The 17,831-nt window shown below is 68.0% G+C and carries 16 protein-coding genes; all 16 read right to left on the bottom strand.

Annotation, left to right across the window (positions count from 1 at the left end; genetic code table 11):
- Positions 1–3: 3 nt before the first annotated feature.
- Positions 4–2,337: a flagellar biosynthesis protein FlhF gene (gene flhF / locus CY658_RS05545; protein ID WP_101489218.1), complete on the bottom strand. Its 2,334-nt coding sequence runs from the start codon at positions 2,335–2,337 to the stop codon at positions 4–6.
- The gene (gene flhA / locus CY658_RS05540) at positions 2,334–4,445 is read right to left on the bottom strand and encodes a flagellar biosynthesis protein FlhA (protein ID WP_101489217.1); all 2,112 of its coding nucleotides are present in this window, start codon (positions 4,443–4,445) and stop codon (positions 2,334–2,336) included. The genes flhF and flhA overlap by 4 nt, the downstream gene beginning before the upstream one ends.
- 61 nt (positions 4,446–4,506) lie before the next feature.
- On the bottom strand, positions 4,507–5,649 hold the full coding sequence (gene flhB / locus CY658_RS05535; RefSeq protein WP_101489216.1) for a flagellar biosynthesis protein FlhB: 1,143 nt from the start codon (positions 5,647–5,649) through the stop codon (positions 4,507–4,509).
- Positions 5,650–5,783: 134 nt separating this feature from the next.
- The gene (cheZ, locus tag CY658_RS05530; protein ID WP_101489215.1) at positions 5,784–6,416 is read right to left on the bottom strand and encodes a protein phosphatase CheZ; all 633 of its coding nucleotides are present in this window, start codon (positions 6,414–6,416) and stop codon (positions 5,784–5,786) included.
- Positions 6,417–6,737: 321 nt separating this feature from the next.
- On the bottom strand, positions 6,738–7,133 hold the full coding sequence (gene cheY / locus CY658_RS05525) for a chemotaxis response regulator CheY (RefSeq protein WP_180288722.1): 396 nt from the start codon (positions 7,131–7,133) through the stop codon (positions 6,738–6,740).
- A gap of 39 nt (positions 7,134–7,172) precedes the next feature.
- Complete coding sequence (locus CY658_RS05520) at positions 7,173–8,264, bottom strand: protein-glutamate methylesterase/protein-glutamine glutaminase (protein ID WP_101490240.1); 1,092 nt, start codon at positions 8,262–8,264, stop codon at positions 7,173–7,175.
- Positions 8,265–8,266: 2 nt separating this feature from the next.
- Positions 8,267–8,860 (bottom strand): chemoreceptor glutamine deamidase CheD, encoded by a 594-nt coding sequence (gene cheD / locus CY658_RS05515; RefSeq protein WP_101489214.1) that lies wholly within the window; start codon positions 8,858–8,860, stop codon positions 8,267–8,269.
- The gene (locus tag CY658_RS05510) at positions 8,857–9,717 is read right to left on the bottom strand and encodes a CheR family methyltransferase (protein ID WP_374221089.1); all 861 of its coding nucleotides are present in this window, start codon (positions 9,715–9,717) and stop codon (positions 8,857–8,859) included. The genes cheD and CY658_RS05510 overlap by 4 nt, the downstream gene beginning before the upstream one ends.
- Positions 9,718–9,775: 58 nt before the next feature.
- The gene (locus CY658_RS05505) at positions 9,776–10,993 is read right to left on the bottom strand and encodes an EAL and HDOD domain-containing protein (RefSeq protein WP_257884719.1); all 1,218 of its coding nucleotides are present in this window, start codon (positions 10,991–10,993) and stop codon (positions 9,776–9,778) included.
- A 94-nt stretch (positions 10,994–11,087) separates the two neighbouring features.
- Positions 11,088–13,106 carry a chemotaxis protein CheA gene (gene cheA, locus CY658_RS05500; RefSeq protein WP_101489211.1) on the bottom strand — a complete coding sequence of 673 codons (2,019 nt, stop codon included), beginning with the start codon at positions 13,104–13,106 and terminating at the stop codon, positions 11,088–11,090.
- A 52-nt stretch (positions 13,107–13,158) separates the two neighbouring features.
- On the bottom strand, positions 13,159–14,067 hold the full coding sequence (gene motB, locus CY658_RS05495) for a flagellar motor protein MotB (RefSeq protein WP_101489210.1): 909 nt from the start codon (positions 14,065–14,067) through the stop codon (positions 13,159–13,161).
- A 13-nt stretch (positions 14,068–14,080) separates the two neighbouring features.
- Positions 14,081–14,941 (bottom strand): flagellar motor stator protein MotA, encoded by an 861-nt coding sequence (gene motA / locus CY658_RS05490; RefSeq protein ID WP_099791973.1) that lies wholly within the window; start codon positions 14,939–14,941, stop codon positions 14,081–14,083.
- A gap of 62 nt (positions 14,942–15,003) precedes the next feature.
- Positions 15,004–15,594, bottom strand: coding sequence for a flagellar transcriptional regulator FlhC (flhC, locus tag CY658_RS05485; protein WP_101489209.1), 591 nt, complete (start codon positions 15,592–15,594; stop codon positions 15,004–15,006).
- Positions 15,591–16,001 (bottom strand): flagellar transcriptional regulator FlhD, encoded by a 411-nt coding sequence (flhD, locus tag CY658_RS05480; protein ID WP_374221088.1) that lies wholly within the window; start codon positions 15,999–16,001, stop codon positions 15,591–15,593. Before flhD ends, flhC begins: the two co-directional genes overlap by 4 nt.
- A gap of 317 nt (positions 16,002–16,318) precedes the next feature.
- Complete coding sequence (locus CY658_RS05475; protein WP_101489207.1) at positions 16,319–16,603, bottom strand: EscU/YscU/HrcU family type III secretion system export apparatus switch protein; 285 nt, start codon at positions 16,601–16,603, stop codon at positions 16,319–16,321.
- Entirely contained in the window at positions 16,600–17,811 is a 1,212-nt protein-coding gene (fliK, locus tag CY658_RS05470; RefSeq protein WP_101489206.1) for a flagellar hook-length control protein FliK, read from the bottom strand. The genes CY658_RS05475 and fliK overlap by 4 nt, the downstream gene beginning before the upstream one ends.
- Between the last annotated feature and the right edge of the window lie 20 nt (positions 17,812–17,831).

Below are 17,831 nucleotides of genomic sequence, written 5' to 3'. Positions count from 1 at the left end.
CGTTCAGCCCTGGCGTTCCAGCGCGCGCGGCGCTTGAGCGGGCCCGGCCGATTCGGTGCCCAGTGCATCGAGCAGCAGGAACAGCTTGCCCACGCCCGCATACAGCGCGCCGCCGGTCATGGCGCGGCCGGCGCGCGGGGCGCGGCCCGTGAGCTGGCCCAGCAGCAGGCGCGTGCGGTCGGCCCATTCGCCCTCGGCCTGCAGCAGGCGCCACACGGTGGTCGTGACCTGGCCGGCGACGAGCAGGCGCTTCATCATGTGCGGATCGCCGGGTTCGCCCATGCCGCCCACGAGCTGCACGCCGTCGCGCAGCAGGCGGAAGCACGGTTCGGCGTCAGCGGCCCAGCCCTGCCATTGCGCGAGCTGCGGCGCACCGACCTCGGCAGCGAGGTTGGTGAGCACGCAGGTTTGCGACAACAGCTTGCGGCTGCGCGCATCGACCACGCGCACGGCAACGCAACGCAGCGCGGGCATGGCGTCGCGGTCGACGGCTGTTCGCGGCAGCACCTCGACTTGCGCTTCGCATTGCAGCGCGGCCTTGCCGCGATAGCGCACGGGCCGCTCCGTCGTTTCATCGAATGCGAAAGCCAGGCGCGCGAGCGTGGTCGCGGCGCCGGTGCGCACGTCGGTCACGGCCGTGGCGCCCGGCGCGCGCGCCAACCACTGCGTGCCTTCGGCCTGCCACGCCAGCATCTGTTCGACCGCCGGCGGCTTGCCCAGCACATGCACGAGTCGCTTGCCGAAATCCTGTTGCTGCAGCCACTGGGCCTGACGCGATCCCGGCTGTGCCGACTGGCGCGCCGCAGCCGTCGAAAGCCACTGGTTCGGCGCGGCCAGCGGCAGGCCGCCTCGGTCCGACAGCAGCAGGCTGCCGTGGCACACGTAGGCGTCGCCACTGTCGGTCGCGCGCAGGCCCACCTGCCCGGCCAGTGCGAGCACATGCGTGTCGCAACCCACCGCCACCTCGCCGCGCGCGAACGCCGACAGGTCGTTCAGCACGGCCTTGGCATCGACGGCCTCGTCACCCGCCTGGCGCCACAGCGTGCGCGCACCGTCGAAGCCGATGTGCGCACCGGCCAGCGCGCCAGCCGTCGTCGCCAGTTCCTGCGCGTCATGCGCCATCGCACGGATCAGGCTCTGGTAGCGCAAGCGCAGGCGATCGGTCTCGCCCTGTGCCTGCGCCGAGGGCGCAGCCTCATCGGGCAGATCAGCTTCAGCCGGCACGAACAACGGGCTGTGCTGGCGCGGCTGGAACACGCTGTCCACCAGCTGCACGCGGTCGGCGCGCAGCAGGTTCTCGGGCACCTTCTGGCCGCCCGAGATGTAGTGCACCGGCAGGCGGTGGCGGATCACGGTGTCGATCAGCGCACCCGGATGCGTGGCCTCGTCGACCTTGGTGAAGATGCAACCCGCCAGCGCATGGCCCTGGCGGTAGGCGTGCACCACCTCGTTGAGCGTGTCGCCGTGGCTCGTGGCGTTGAGCAGCAGCAGCCGCTTCACCGGCCGCTGGCTGCTGCCGAGCATGGCGATCTGTTCGGGCACGGCGCGGTCGCGCTGGCTCATGCCGACGGTGTCGATGAGCACCATGTGGCGGTCGCGCAGGTCGTGCAGCACCAACTGCAGGTCGGCCGCGTCCTTCACGGCATGCACCGGCACGTTGAGGATCTGGCCGTAGATGCGCAGCTGCTCGTAGGCGCCGATGCGGTAGCTGTCGGTGGTGACCAGCGCGAGCTTGTCGGCGCCGAAGCGCATCACGCAGCGTGCAGCCAGCTTGGCGGTGGTGGTGGTCTTGCCGACGCCGGTCGGGCCCATCAAGGCATAGACGCCGCCCTGCGCGAACAGCGCGTCTTCGTCTTCATGCACCGGCACCGCGCGCACGAGTTCGGAACGCACGAATGCCATGCCGTCGGCGTAGCTCTGGCCCGTGGGCAGCTTCTCGAGCATGGCCTTCGACAGGCGCGCGCTGAAGCCCGCGCCGAGCAGCGTGCGCAGCAGTCGCCCACGCACCGGGTCGCGGCGCTGGCTGTCGCTCCAGACGACGCTGGCGAGCTGTTCCTCGATCATTCCGCGCATCGAATGGAGTTCGCTGAGCACGGTGGGGTCAGCGGATGCGGGGGCCGCAGGCGCAACGGCGGGCACAGCGGCCTGCACCGTCTCCTGCACGTCGCCCTCGGCCATGGCGACGATCTCGACGCCCTGCGCGGTGGCACGGTGCGTGAGCACGATGGCCTCGGCGCCGAGCGATTCGCGCACCAGGCGCAGGGCCTCGCGGCCGGTGGCCGCGACGAATTTGCGTGCGGTGGTGCGCACATCGCGCGCGTCAGTCTGTGGATTCAAACGGCTCGTCCTCCAATGGCGGCGGTGATCTTGATGGTCCGGGCGTCAGGAATCTCGGCGTGCGAGAGCACCTTCAGCTGCGGCAGGCTGCGCCGCAGGAAGCGCGACAGCAGCACGCGCAGCGCGTGCTGCACGACCAGCACCGGCGCCAGCCCCATCTGCTCCTGGCGCACGATGGCGGCCTGCGCCTGCTTGAGCAGGTTGTCGGCAATGCCCGGCTCGATGCCGCTGCTGTTGTTCAGGGCCTGCTGCAGCACGCTGTCGAGCGAGCCGTCCAGGCCGATCACCTGCATCTCCTCGTCGCCCGGGAACAGCTGCTGCGTGATGGCGCGGCCCAGCGCCAGGCGCGTGAGCGTGGTGAGCTCGGTCGGGTCTTTCACCGTGGGCGCGTGCTCGGCCATCACGTCGAGGATGGTGCGCATGTCGCGGATCGGCACTTCTTCGTCGAGCAGGTTCTGCAGCACCTTGTGCAGCGTGCTCAGCGACAGCACCTTGGGCACCAGGTCTTCGGTGAGCTTGGGCGCGGTCTTGGCGATCTGGTCGAGCAGCTGCTGCACTTCCTGGCGGCCCAGCAGCTCGGCCGCGTGGGTGTGGATCAGGTGATTCAGGTGCGTGGCCATCACGGTGCAGGCATCGACCACGGTGTAGCCGTACACCTGCGCCTGCTGGCGCAGGCTGCCGTCGATCCAGGTGGCCTCCAGGCCGAAGGCCGGGTCGCGCGTGGGCGTGCCCGTCAGCGAGCCCGTCACCTGACCGGGGTTGATCGCCATCCACTGGTTCGGGAAGGCTTCGCCGCGGCCGATCTCCACGTCCTTCAGGCTGATGACGTAGGCGTTGGGCTTGATCTCCAGGTTGTCGCGGATGTGGACCACCGGCACGAGAAAGCCCAGCTCCTGCGCGATCTTCTTGCGGATGCTCTTGATGCGGCCCAGCAGCTCGCCCTGCTGCGACTGGTCCACCAGCGGAATCAGCCGGTAGCCGACCTGCATGCCCAGCGGATCGACCATCGCCACGTCGTCCCAGGTGGCTTCGGCCTGCTCGGCCGCGGCCGGCACGCCCGCCGCACCTTGCGCCGCTGCAGCGGCTGCGGCCTGCTTCGCCGCCTCCTGCGGCTTGCGCTGCACCAGCCGCCGACCGAGCCACACCAGCCCACCCGCGATCAGCAGGAAGGCCAGGTTCGGCATGCCCGGGATCATGCCCAGCAGGCCGACGATGCCGGCCGTGAGGAACAGCACCTGCGGGTTGGAAAAGAGCTGGCCCGTGAGCTGGCTGCCCACGTCTTCGTCGGTGGTCACGCGCGACACGATCACGCCGGCCGCGGTCGAGATCACCAGCGCCGGAATCTGCGCCACCAGGCCGTCGCCGATGGCCAGCAGCGTGTAGGTCTTGCCGGCCGTGGAAAAGTCGAGCCCGTGCTGCACCATGCCGACCACCAGGCCGCCGATGATGTTGATGACCATGATGAGCAGGCCCGCGATCGCGTCGCCGCGCACGAACTTGCTGGCACCATCCATCGAGCCGTAGAAGTCGGCCTCTTGCGCGACTTCGGCGCGGCGCTTGCGGGCGACCTCTTCACCGATCAGGCCGGCGTTGAGGTCGGCGTCGATCGCCATCTGCTTGCCCGGCATCGCGTCGAGCATGAAACGCGCGCCCACCTCGGCGATGCGGCCCGCGCCCTTGGTGATCACCATGAAGTTGATGAGCACGAGGATGATGAACACCATCACGCCCACCGCGAAGTTGCCGCCCACGAGGAAGTGGCCGAAAGCCTCGATCACCTTGCCGGCCGCATCGGGCCCGGTGTGGCCGTGCATCAGCACCACGCGCGTGGAGGCCACGTTGAGCGACAGGCGCAGCAATGTCGAAAACAACAGCACGGCCGGGAAGGCCGCGAAGTCCAGCGCCTTCATGGTGTACATGCTCACCAGCAGCACCATCACCGACAGCGCGATGTTGAAGGTGAACAGCAGGTCGAGCAGGAAGGGCGGCAGCGGCAGCACCATCATGCTCAGGATGAGGATGATGAGGATCGGGCCCGCAAGCCCCTTCACGTGCGAGCCGGAGAACATCCGCGCCGGCAGGCGCATCAGGTCGTTCAACGCGGTCAATGAATTACCTCCGTGCTTCGCACTGCGGTGCGAGCTTGCTTGGGGCGGCCCGGCGCGGCGCTCATGCGGCCGCCGGCGAGTACTGCAGATCGGCCGGCACCGGCAGGTCGGTCGGCGTGCGCGGCGCCTCACCGCCTTCGCTGTTCCAGCGCTTGAGCTGGTACACCCACGCCAGCACCTCGGCCACGGCCGTGTACAGGCCCGCCGGAATCTCCTCGCCCAGCTTCGTGTGCCGATACAGCGCGCGCGTGAGCGGCGGCGCTTCGAGGATCGCGACCTTGTGTTCCTTCGCCAGTTCGCGGATGCGCGCGGCCACCAGCTCGGTGCCCTTGGCGACCACGCGCGGTGCGCGCATGTCGCTGTCCAGGTACTGCAGCGCCACGGCGAAGTGCATCGGGTTGGTGAGCACGATGTCGGCCTTGGGCACCTCGGCCATCATGCGGCGGCGCGCCATCTGCTGTTGTTGCCGGCGGATCTGCGCCTTGATGTGCGGATCGCCTTCGCTTTCCTTGTGCTCCTGGCGCACGTCTTCGCGCGACATGCGCAGCTTGCGGTAGTAGTTCCAGAGCTGAAACGGCACGTCGACGAGCGCGACGAGAAAGAGCGTGGCGGCGATCAGCGCGCAGTGCTTGGCCACCAGCACCAGCGCATGCGGCAGCGCCTCCTGCGCGGGCTGCGACATGAGCGCCATCACGGACTCGATGTCGTCCACGATGACCCACCACGCCACACCGCCGATCAGCGCCGACTTGGCGAGCGCCTTCACGAGCTCGGCCAGTGCCTGCGCCGAGAACATGCGGCCGATGCCGGCCAGCGGATTGAGTTTTCCGAAGTTCGGTGCCACGGCCTTGCCGGAGAACATCCAGCCGCCGAGCATCAGCGGCGCGGCCACGGCGGCCACCACCATCATGGCGAACAGCGGTCCGATGGCAACGAGTGCCTGCAGCACCATGAGACCGCTCTGCGAGAGCATGTGCGCGGGGTCGAAGGCGCTGGCACGGTCGAACTGCAGGCCGTGGCGCAGCGCGCCGCTCATGCTCGCGCCGAGCGACTCCGCCGCGAACCACAGGCCGGCGCTCGCGGTGGCGAGCATGACGAAGGTGGTGAGCTCGCGCGAACGGGCCACGTTGCCTTCCTCGCGCGCCTTCTCCAGGCGCCGCTCGGAGGCGGGTTCCGTTTTCTCGAGATCGCTTTCCTCAGCCATTCATGCTCCGAACCAGCACTGGCGAAGTACGCCTTGCCCAGACCCAAATTATTGAATCCGGTGGTTCGGAACAATCGCCCGATCAGGGCCGGTATCGCCCTGCAATTCGGCCAATCAAGCGGCTCCGGAAAGGCTCAGAAGCCGAGGCTCTCCAGCAGGTCGTCGACCTGCGACTGGTCGGTCACGGCGTCGGGGTTGCCGGCCTTCACCTGCGGTCCGTTCTGCAGGCTCTGCGCGGCCTCGTGGCGCTTCTCGGGCGGCGAGTTGTCGATGAGCACCTGCAGCAGCTGCGTCTCGACGTCGTTGACGACTTCCATCATCTTCTTGATGACCTGGCCCGTGAGGTCCTGGAAGTCCTGCGCCATCAGGATCTCCATGAGCTGCGTGTTGATGGCGCTGGCGCGCTGCGGCACCTCGCTCAGGTAGCCGCGCGTGTCGAGCACCAACTCGCGCGCATGGTCGAGTTCGATCGGGTTCTCGAACCACTGGTCCCAGCGCTGCGTCAGGGCCTTGGCGTCGGTGGCCAGTGCTTCCTGCAACGGCTGCGCGACGTCGATGGCGTTGAGCGCGCGATGGGCCGCGCGCTCGGTGGTGGCCGCCACGTAGTTGAGGCGGTCGCGCGCATCGGGGATGGCCTGCGCGGCCTTGGCCACCTGCTTGTCCAGGCCCAGCTCGCGCAGGCCTTCGCGCAGCTGGCGCGTGAGGTGGCCGATGCGACCGAGCAGTTCTTCGGTGGTGTTGGCGGGTTCCGGGGCGTTGTCGTTCATGTCAGTTGTCCATTGCGTTGTGCGCTGCTGTTGTTCTTTCAGGGTGCGTGCACAGGCCACCGGGTACTTCCCTCCGCGAATGTCCCCCGGGCTTCGCCCTCCTCCTTGATTTCGCTGCGGGAAGCACCCAGTGCCCTGAGCACGGGGCACGCCGCTGGTGCTCGCCGATCAACGACCAATGCGCATGACGCTCACGTCGATGGGGTGCCTTGCGCAGCGAAATCAAGGAGGAGGGGCGAAGCCCCGGGGGACATTCGCGGAGCAAGGCTCCCCGTCGGCGGGAGCGCCGCCCTGAAGGAAGCCCGTACACACCTCGAAATTTCAGGCCGCCTCTTTGGCCAGCTTCTCGAAGATCTTCGTGATCTTCTCTTCCAGCGTCGCCGCGGTGAAAGGCTTCACCACGTAGCCGTTGGCGCCGGCCTGCGCCGCCGCGACGATGTTTTCCTTCTTCGCCTCGGCCGTGACCATCAGCACCGGCAGCTTCTTCAGCTCGGGGTCCGCGCGGATGGTCTGCAGCATGGTCAGGCCGTCCATGTTCGGCATGTTCCAGTCGGACACCACGAAGCCGAAGTTGCCGCCGCGCAGCTTCTCCAGGCCGGCCACGCCGTCCTCGGCCTCGTCGACGTTGAGGAACTCCAGCTCCTTCAGCAGGTTGCGCACGATGCGCCGCATGGTCGGGAAGTCATCCACAACCAGAATCTTGATGCTCTTATCGATCACGATGTTTCCAACTCCACAGGTCGTTATTCAAACTCGTCAAACCCGGTTCGCACGTTCACCGAACGTGCGAAGGTGCGCCATCACACGGCGGCTGATCTCGTTCAGGGGTGACACCTCGTCCACCGCGCCCAGCGCCACCGCCTCGCGCGGCATGCCGAAAACCACGCAGCTGGCCTCGTCCTGCGCCAGCGTGTGCGCGCCTGCGCTCCGCATGCGCAGCAGGCCCTCGGCACCGTCCTTGCCCATGCCGGTGAGGATGATTCCGATGGCGTTCTTGCCCGCGTGCTTCGCGGCCGAATCGAACAGCACGTCAATCGACGGCCGGTGGCGGTTCACGGGCGGCTCCTGGTCCAGGTGCGCCACGTAGTTGGCCCCGCTGCGTGCGAGCGACAGGTGAAAGCCGCCCGGCGCGATGTAGGCATGGCCCGGCAGCACGCGCTCGCCCTGCTCCGCCTCCTTCACGCGGATGCGGCACAGGCCGTCCAGCCGCTGCGCGAAGGAGCGCGTGAAGCCGGCCGGCATGTGCTGCGCGATGAGCACCGCGGGCGCGTCGGGCGGCAACGGCTGCAGCACCTCGCGGATGGCCTCGGTGCCGCCGGTGGAGGCGCCGATGATGAGCAGCTTCTCGGTGCTCAGCAGCGGGCTGCGCAGCAGCGCCTCGGGCGCGGCCTCGTGGGCGGGGCGCGCTGCGGTGGCCGCGGGCCGGGCGGGCAGCAGCCGCGCGCTGGCCGCCGTGCGGATCTTGCCGGCGATGAGTTCGGTGTAGTTCAGCAAACCGTCGCGCACGCCCAGGCGCGGCTTGGTCACGAAGTCGATGGCGCCCAGCTCCAACGCACGCAGCGCGATCTCCGAGCCACGCTCGGTGAGCGACGACACCATGACCACCGGCATCGGCCGCAGGCGCATGAGCTTCTCGAGAAACTCCAGGCCGTCCATGCGCGGCATTTCCACGTCGAGCGTGAGCACGTCGGGGTTCGTGACCTTGATGAGGTCGCGCGCCACCAGCGGGTCGGCCGCGGTACCGACCACGGTCATGTCGGGCTGGCTGTTGATGATCTCGCTCATCACGCTGCGGATCAGCGCCGAATCGTCGACGCAGAGCACCTTGATCTTCTTCTTGCTTGGCAGGCTCACCGGCTTCCTTTGGTTCTGTCGATCTCGTGCGGCAGGCCGGGCACCGACAGCCGGCGCAGCAGCTCGCCTTCGTCGCGGCGCACCCGCAGCACCTCGGTCTGCGCGCGCAGGCGGCGCACCACGGCCTTGCCGCTCTCGGGCAGAAAGCACACGCGGCGCGCGTGCGGTCCGCGCAGGTCTTGTGCTGCCACCTCGATGCGTTCCGCCTCCAGATAGCGCAGCACGAAGTCGGCGTTGCGGTCGCCGATGTTCAGCGTGGTCATGCCGGCCAGCACGGCGCCGCCGCCGAACACCTTGGCCTGCAGCCGCTCGCGCCGCGCACCCGCACGCACCAGCTCGCGCACCAGCACGTCCATGGCGTAGGCGCCGTAGCGCATCGAGCCGGCACCGGGCTCGCCGTCGTCGGGAAGCATGAAGTGGTTCATGCCGGCCACGCCCGCCTGCGCGTCGTGCAGGCAGGCGGCCACGCAGGAGCCGAGCACGGTGCTCAGCACGGTGTGGTCGGTGGTCACGTAGTACTCGGAGGGCAGCAGCTTCACGGCCATGCGTCCGACATCGCGGTCGAAGTAATGGTGGCTCGCCAGGCTCATGCAAGGCCCGGCGTGCGCGAAAGCTCGTACACCGTCTGCCCCAGCGGACGAAAGGCCGGGTTGACGAGCGACGCGTTCTCGGAATGGCCGGCGAACAAAAGGCCGCCCGGCTTGAGCAGCGGCGCAAAACGGTCGAGCACCTTCTTCTGCGTCGGCTTGTCGAAATAGATCATCACGTTGCGGCAGAAGATCGCGTCCACCGGCTCCTTCACCGCCCAGGTGCTGTCCAGCAAGTTGACGCGCGAGAACTTCACCAGCGCGGCGACCTCGGGGCGCACGCGCACCTTGCCGGCGTTGGTGCCGGTGCCCTTGTTGAAGAAGCGCCGCAGCCGTTCGGGCGACAGGCGCCGCACCTGTTCGGTGGTGAAGACGCCGGTCGCGGCCTTGGCCAGCACGGCCGTGTCGATGTCGCTGGCGATGACGCGGGCCGAGCCGGCGCGGTCGCCCAGCGCTTCCATCAGCGTGATGGCGATCGAGTACGGCTCCTCGCCCGTCGAGGCGGCGGCGCACCAGACGGTGATCGGGGCGGTCATCTTGCGCACGTGCGCGCCGAGCGTGGGAAAGTGATGCGCCTCGCGAAAGAACGAGGTCAGGTTGGTGGTAAGCGCGTTGATGAACAGCTGCCACTCGTCGCCGTCGTGGCGCGCCTCGAGCTGGTCCAGGTACGACGCGAACGCGGGCACCTGCAGCTCGCGCAGGCGCCGCGACAGCCGGCTGTACACCATCTGCCGCTTCTGCTCGCCCAGGGCGATGCCGGCGCGGCGATGGATGAGGGTCCGGATTCTGGAGAAATCGTGGTCGGTAAAAAGGAACTCGGTCGTCACAGCCAGCCTGGAAGCGTGACTTTCAATGGTCACAGCAACCGCCGTTTCCAATCGGTCGATCAGACGCGCAAAAGCCCTGCATTTCCGGAGGTCAGGCAGGCGGCGCGGTCACGGCCGGGCCGGCGTCGAGCGCCCACACCAGCGCCGACAGCTGCGCGGCGTTGACCTGCGCGGCACTCAAAAAGAGCGCCTCCGACAGCCGCGCCGCACGGCCGTCGTCGGTCTCGCAGCTTTCGGCCAGCGCCACGAAGGGGCCGTAGACGCCGCTGCGCGAAAGAATCGCCTGCTGCACGGCCTCGGTGAGCTGCACCTTGCGCAGCACGCCTTCCATCGGCACGCCGAGCAGCTGGTCGAGCAGCGAGAACATGCCCGCGACGAACAGGTTGTCGGCCTCGCTGGGCGGCAGCATGCCCTGCCCCATCAGCTCGACAAAACGCCCGCGCAGGATCGCCTTCTTCATCATGAAGGGCGAGCTGACCTTGTTGCTGGTGGCCAGCAGCAGCGACAGCCAGCGGTACAGCGGCGAGTAGCCGAGCATGGCGACCGCATGGCGCAGCGAGTGGATCTCGACCGCCAGGCCGACCGAGGGCGAGTTGATGTAGCGCAGCAGCCGGTAGGTGAGCGCGACGTCGTGCTTGAGCGCACCCTCGATGGCGCGCACGTCTTCGTTGCGCAGGATCATCTGCATCAGATGCACGATGAGCTGCGACTCGGGCTGCAGTGCGTCGGCGCTGTCGCGCGCTGGCGGTAGGCGCACGGCGCCGTCGACGAACACCTGCACGCCGCGTGCGGCGCAGGCCTCGAACTCGGACCAGTTCGCCACGCGCGCGGCGATGGGCGCCGGGCCTGCGGGCGACATGGCCGCCAGGTCGGCGGGCGCCACCTCGCGGTGCGTGACGATGGCGCGCAACTCGTCGTCGTCAGGCAATGCAGCAGCGCCGCACAGCATGAAGCCGAAGCCCTGCTCACGCAGGAACAGCAGGATGGAGCGCATGTCGGCGTCCATCAGCTCGTCGGCCTTCATGCACAGCACGACGTTGCGCGGCGGCAGCGACTGCAGCTCGCTCTGGAACAGCGCATCGACCGTGACGTCGACGAACACCATCTGCCCGCCCAGCAGCCAGCCGTGGCCGCCGGGGTTCAGGTGCAGGCCCAGCGTGTCCATGAGCGCCTTGACGCCGGCTGCCGCGCCGGCATCGGTGCCCTGCCCGGCCGCGCGCCAGGCCATGCGGTAGCCGACCACGCGGCGCTTGCCGTCGAGCAGCATGGCGTAGGCCACGTGGCCGTCCGCGCCGACTGCGGGTGCCATGGGGGGCATTGCCTCGGCGGGCAAGCCGTTGCCATCGACGCCGGGGCGCCGGAAGAAATCGAACCTCATGCGGCCGTCCGTCGAGTGAATCGGTTCAGGACGCGAATGCGTCGGTGCTGCGGCGTGCGGCACCGGCCAGCGCCGCTGCGCTCGCGGCCTGCGCGCGCTGGATGCGCGGCATCGCGCCCACGTCGACGATGAACGCCACGCTGCCGTCGCCCACGATGGTGGCGGCCGAGATACCCGGCACCTTGCGGTAGTTGGTCTCCAGGTTCTTCACCACCACCTGGTGCTGGCCGAGCAGTTCGTCGACCAGCAGCGCGAAGCGGCTGTCGTCGGCCTGCACGATCACGAGGATGCCTTGCGTGGGCTGCGTCTGCGCGCCGGCCACGTCGAACACGCGGTGCAGCTCGATGAGCGGCAGGTACTCGCCGCGCACGCGGATCACGTGGCCGTCGGCGGTGATGGAATGCAGGTGCTCCGGCAGCGGCTGCAGCGACTCGATCACGTAGCTCAGCGGCAGGATGTACGCCTCGCTGCCCACGCGCACCGACATGCCGTTGAGGATGGCGAGCGTGAGCGGCAGCACGATGCGCGTCGACGTGCCCTGGCCGCCGCGCGAATGAATCTCGACGTGGCCGCCCATCTCCTGGATGTTGCGCTTGACCACGTCCATGCCCACGCCGCGCCCCGAGATGTCGGTGACCTGCTCGGCCGTGGAGAAGCCGGGCGCGAAGATCAGCTGCCACACCTCTTCGTCGGGCATGGCGTCGTTCACCGGCAGGCCTTGCTGGCGTGCCTTGGCGAGAATGCGCTCGCGGTTCAGGCCCGCGCCGTCGTCGCTCACCTCGATCACGATGTTGCCGCCGTGGTGCTGCGCCGACAGCAGCAGCTGGCCGGTGGCGTCCTTGCCCTTGGCCAGGCGCACCTCGGGGGCCTCGATGCCGTGGTCCAGGCTGTTGCGCACGAGGTGCGTGAGCGGATCGACGATGCGTTCGATGAGCCCCTTGTCGAGTTCGGTCTCCTTGCCGTAGGTGTCCAGGCGAACCTGCTTGCCGAGCTTGGCGCTCACGTCGCGGATCACACGTGGGAAGCGGCTGAACACGTAGTCCATCGGCATCATGCGGATCGACATCACCGATTCCTGCAGGTCGCGCGCGTTGCGCTCCAGGTGGCCCAGGCCGCTCAGAAAGCGCTCGTAGGCCACGGGGTCGAGCACGGTCGCGGCCTGCGTGAGCATCGACTGCGTGATGACGAGTTCGCCCACGAGGTTGATGAGCTGGTCGACCTTCTCGACGTCGACACGGATGGAGCTGGATTCCTTGGCACCGGCCGGTGCGGGTGCGGCGGCGGCCGGTGCAGGGGCCGGTGCGGCGGGTGGTTGCACGACGGGTTCTGCAACTTCGACCACGGGTGCGGCAACGTCGGCCACTTCGCGCGTGATGTCGATCTGCGATTCGTCGATGACGAAGCAGCACACGGCCACGATGTCGTCAGGGTCGCAGGTGGTCGCGAGCCGCACGGTCAGCTGGTCGTTGCTGCGCGTGCGCGTCAGCACGGTGCCGAGGTTGGTCAACTCACCGGCGAGCAGGTCGCACTCGCTGTCGGACAGGCGCGCGAAGCGGATGACGAGCACGCCGTCGCTGCCGCCTTCGTCGCTCGGCGCAGCGGCTTGAACGACGGGCGCCGGTGCGGGCGCGGGAATCGGCGCGGGCGCTGCGGCGTGGTTGTTCTCCATTGCCAGCTGCTGCAGCACGCCGCAGATGTGGGCGACCCTCTCGGCGTCCGGCTCCTTGCCGGCCTGGTAGGCGGTGAGTTGTTCTTGCAAGGCGTCCTTCGTTTCCAGAAAGGCATCGATCATCGGAGCGCTCAGGTGCAGCTGCCCGTGGCGGGCCCTGTCCAGCAGCGTTTCGAGCACGTGCGTGGTGTTGGTCAAGGCGGTGAAACCGAAGGTGGCCGCGCCGCCCTTGATCGAGTGCGCCGCGCGGAAGATGGCATTGAGCTGCTCGCCGTCGGGCGCCTCGACGTCGAGGTCGAGCAGCAGCTGCTCCATCTCCGCCAGCAGCTCGATGGCTTCGACGAAGAAGGCCTGGGTGAATTGACTGAGGTCCATCTGTGGTGCTCCGGGGCCCACGCTCACGCGCGCGGCCGCTTCCTTGTTCTTGTTATCCCGCCGTGTGTCCCGCCGCCGTGCGGGCCTGCGCAGCCGGCGGCTGCAGGCCGATGCGCGTGGCGCCGGCGTCGTTGCTGTTCTCGCGCTCGATGCGCTCCTGCGTGCGGTGGTTCAGCAGGATGATGCTGATGCGGCGGTTGATGGGGTTGCGCGGGTCGGCGCGGTCCAGGTGCATGCTGTCGGCCAGGCCGATCACGCGCAGCACCTTGTCCTCGGTCATGCCGCCCGTGACCAGCTCGCGGCGCGAGGCGTTGGCGCGGTCGGCCGAGAGCTCCCAGTTGCCGTACGCGCGGTCGTTGGTGTAGACGATGGCGTCGGTGTGGCCCGACAGCGTGAGCTTGTTGGGCAGGCCGTTGAGCACCGGCGCCAGCTCGCGAAGAATGGCGCGCATGTGCGGCACCACGCGGGCGCTGGCCAGCTCGAACATCGGGCGGTTCTCGCTGTCCACGATCTGCAGGCGCAGGCCTTCGGTCGTGATGTCGATGAGGATCTGCGAGCGGAACTGCTGGAACACCGGGCTCTTCTCGATGAGTTCGTCGAGCTTCTTCTTCATCTCGGCCAGGCGGCTCGCGTCGGCCGCGTCTTCGCTGTCGGCCTCGGTGTGCCGCACTTCGCCTTCGGCGTGCATCACGTCGGCGCCGCCGCCGGGGATCATGCTGGTGCTCATGCTGCTCTTGTCGCCGCCGGCCAGCGCCACGCGCAGCGGCATGCGAAAGTGCTCGGCAATGCCTTCGCGCTGCTTCGGGCTCGAAATCGACAGCAGCCACATGACGAGGAAGAAGGCCATCATGGCCGTCATGAAGTCGGCATAGGCAATCTTCCAGCCGCCGCCCGCATGGCCGCCGCCATGCCCGCCGCCGTGGGCGCGCTTGATGATGATGCGGGGCTTCGCGTCGCTCATGGCGGTTTGAAGATCAGCGCGCCTTGACTTCGCGGACGTGGTCGTCCAGCTCGGTGAAGGACGGACGCTCGGTCGAGAACAGCACCTTGCGGCCGAACTCCACGGCCAGCTGCGGCGCGTAGCCGTTCAGGCTGGCCAGCAGCGTGACCTTGGCGCATTGATAGACCTTCATGGCCTCTTCGACCTTCTGCTCGATCAGCGAGGCCAGCGGCGACACGAAGCCGTAGGCCAGAAGCACGCCCAGGAAGGTGCCGACCATGGCGTGCGCAATGAGCGCGCCCATTTCAGACGGCGGCAGATGGGCCGAGCCCAGCGCATGCACCACGCCCATCACGGCCGCGACGATGCCCAGCGCGGGCAGCGCGTCGCCCACGCGCGAGAGGCTGTGGCCGGGCACGGCGGCCTCGTGGCGGATCGTCTCGATCTCGTGGTCCATGAGGGCCTCGATCTCGTGCGCGTCGGTGTTGCCGCTGATGACCAGGCGCAGGTAGTCGCACAGGAACACGGTGATGCCCTCGTGCGCCAGGATGGTCGGGTAGCGGCTGAAGATTTCGCTCTGCGCCGGCGCTTCCACGTCGGACTCGAGCTTCATCATGCCCTCCTTGCGGGCCTTGGCGAGCAGCTCGTACAAGAGCGCCAGCAGGTCCATGTAGAGCTGGCGGTTGTGCTTGGACGAACGCAGCAGCAGCGGCAACTCCCGGATGGTCGCCTTGATGGTCTTGCCGTTGTTGCCCGCAATGAATGCGCCGAGCGCGGAGCCGCCGATCATGAGCAGCTCCACGGGCTGGAACAGCACGCCGAAGTGGCCGCCCATGAGGCCGTAGCCGCCGAAGACGGCGCCGATCACCACCAGATATCCCAACAGAACCAGCACGCGCTTCCCCTATGCCCTGAGGCGTCCAAAACAAAAAACCCGCGCCGGGCGCCGGGGCACTTTCACGAGACGGCGCCGCCGATGTCGAGCACCGGGCCACCGGCGATGAGGCCGGTGCGGCGCACGGGCGCGAGCTTGGGCTTGCGCGCCTTGCCCGCGCGCGATGGCGGGCGGCACAGCACGCACACATAGCCGTGCTTGTGGTCGTGCGCATGCGCCACGAAGTGGCCGCCGCAGCGGCTGCACGGGCTGAGCTGCAGCATGTCGCTGTCGAAGAAACGCACCATGGTCTCGGCGCGCGTGAAGTCGAGCACGACCTCGCTGCCTTGCGATTCGACCTGCTCGGTGTACAGGCGGTAGGCCTTGATGAGCGCGGGCAGTTCGTCCTCGCCGGCCTCGTCGCGCATGAAGCGGTAGATGTTGTAGAACATCGACGAGTGGATGTTGGCCAGCCAGGTCATGTACCAGTCGGTAGAAAACGGCAGCAGGCCCTTGGGCGGCGAGACGCCCTTGAGCTCCTTGTACAGGCGGATCAGCCGCTCGCGGCTCAGCGCGACCACGGCCTCCAGGAACTGCAGGCGCGCACCCAGGCCGATGAGCTCGACCGCGAGCTGCACCTGCCGGACCTCGCCCAGGATGCTCTTGGCAGTCATGCGCTGGCCGAACCCGCTTTGCGCATCTGCGGCTGGGTGTGGGCGTGGGCTTGGGCCTGGGCCTGGGCCTGGCGCGCGCTCATCAGGATCGACATGTGGGCCTGCTGCAGCGCCGACTCCTTGCCCTCGCCGACCACGGCAAACATGGGCCGGTCGTCCAGGCGAAAGCTGCACAGCAGGAAGTTGGACGCGGCCAGTTTCACGATCTGGCTGAGCGACATGTTCATGAGCAGATCGGCCAGCTCGCGCCCCACGCCGAGGCGGAACATGGCCTCGGCCCGGTCCCGTTTCACCAGCTTCTGCGCGAGCAGCATGTAGGCCAGATTGATCTCGCCGATTTCCTTCGAAATCACACCGCCTGCGTTGACATTGCAATTTTCCACGTCTACTTCCATTTCCGATTCCATGTCGACTCCGCCGTCCAATCCAACATGTATACATTATATACACACTTATTTACACTTAGAAGACAAAGTAGCCCAAAAAGTTAAATGGACGGTCGACGGGAAAGCCCGACCTTCCCTCTAGGGAATCGGTTTCATGCACGGTGCGTGCGAGTGCTCAGGCAGCGCAAGCAATTGTTACTGGCGTGTGTATTCCGGCATTGGCAATCATCTCGCCAATTGAATTTAAAAAGACTATCGAGCGCCGTCCGGCGTTAATCGGCGGGCGGGTTATTTAAATCCCTCAATAGATCAATGACTTTCCATAGAAGAGCAGGCCATCAAGGCGCCGCAGCCTCGGCGCCGCCTTCCAGCCGGTGAATCCAGGCCATCACTTCCGCGACCGCCTGGTACAGCTGCGGCGGAATCTGGCGGTCGAGGTCGACCTGCATCAGCAGCTTCACGAGGTCAGCCGACGCATGCACATAGAGCCCGTGCGCGCGCGCCTCGCGCATGATCGATTCGGCCACCACGCCATAGCCCTTGGCGACCACGACGGGCGCCTTGCGCGTGTCTGCATGTGAGAGCACGACGGCGCTGTGGCGATTGCGAAGGTCGTCGGTCATGCAGCGTCCTTCGCCGTGACCTGCAACTGCTGCAGCTGAAGGCCCACGGCTTCGAAGCGTTGCGCGAGTCGGCCGGCGTCGCCGCGCAAGCGGGCCACGGTGCTGTCTTCGCGCGCATGCAGGTGCGCCTGCACGGTCGGGCCGCTGAGGCTCAGGCGCAGATCGACTTCGCCCAAGCGCGGCAGCACGAGCGACACGGTGGTCGACCAGCGGCGCGCGTTTTCTTCGTCGGATGGCTCGCCTTCGCGTGCGCCGGGCTTGGCTTGCTCTTCCTCGATGGCCCACGCCATCGGCACCTCGGGCCAGGCCTGGCCGTTCCATCGGAAGGCGGCGCTGGCCAGCAGGTCGAGCTGTTGATGCACGACGGTGACGGCTTGCGGGTGGATCACTTCGGCGCCGCGTGGGGCGGGTGTGTTGGCGACATCGAACGCGGCGCGTGCTTGTTCTGCGATGCGGGGCACGGGCATTTCCGGCTCAGCATCGGACACACCGTAAGCCGCTTGCACGCGCGCCGCATCCAGTGCGGGAGCGGCGACGGTCTCGCTTCGCGCGACGACACGCGCAGGTTGCGCGATTTCAGATTCCGGCGCGCCGGCCCGCGCCGCTGCATTCAGCGCGGGCGGGGTCGCACCATCAGCCACCGCCAACGCCGTCGCAGCGGCCACCACGCCCTGCCCTGCTGTTACCAATGTCGCCACCATCATCGGACTCGCCCAACGCGCCTGCGGCTCCCGCGCCATCTGCGCCAACGTGCGGGTTCCCGCAGCGAACTCGGCGAGGTGCGATTCGTAGAAAAGTCCGCTGTCCGACACCGTCTGTGCCAGCGTTCCCGCGAGTGCTGCGGTGTTCGCGCCTTGCCGCGCCACGGGCAGCAACAACGGCGCCTCACCACGCACCGGCCCGGGCTCGGCCTGCAGGTCGGCCAGCACCGCGCCGATCACGCGCGCGGCCACCGACAGGCGGGTGTCGATCGAAGCCGGCGCACCGCCAGCCGAAGGCGCAGCCACATCACCACCGGACGCACCCGACGGCACCAGCCGGTCCAGCGCCGCTCGCGAAGGCAGGCGCACATCGTTCGCCGTCTTCGGCACGGCCATCGCCGCACCGGGCGCACCCACCGTGGTCTCCGGCTTGAGGCCGAGCAGGTCCAGCCGCGGCGTGAGGCGCGCGGCCATCAGTGCATCGATCAGTCCGGTGAGTCCCAGCATGGCCACGGTGGTGTTGTCCT

Source organism: Variovorax sp. RO1 (assembly GCF_002849325.1).
Taxonomy (GTDB): Bacteria; Pseudomonadota; Gammaproteobacteria; order Burkholderiales; family Burkholderiaceae_C; genus Variovorax.
Note: the sequence above shows the minus strand (reverse complement) of the source record. Positions and strands in the feature narration are given on the sequence as shown.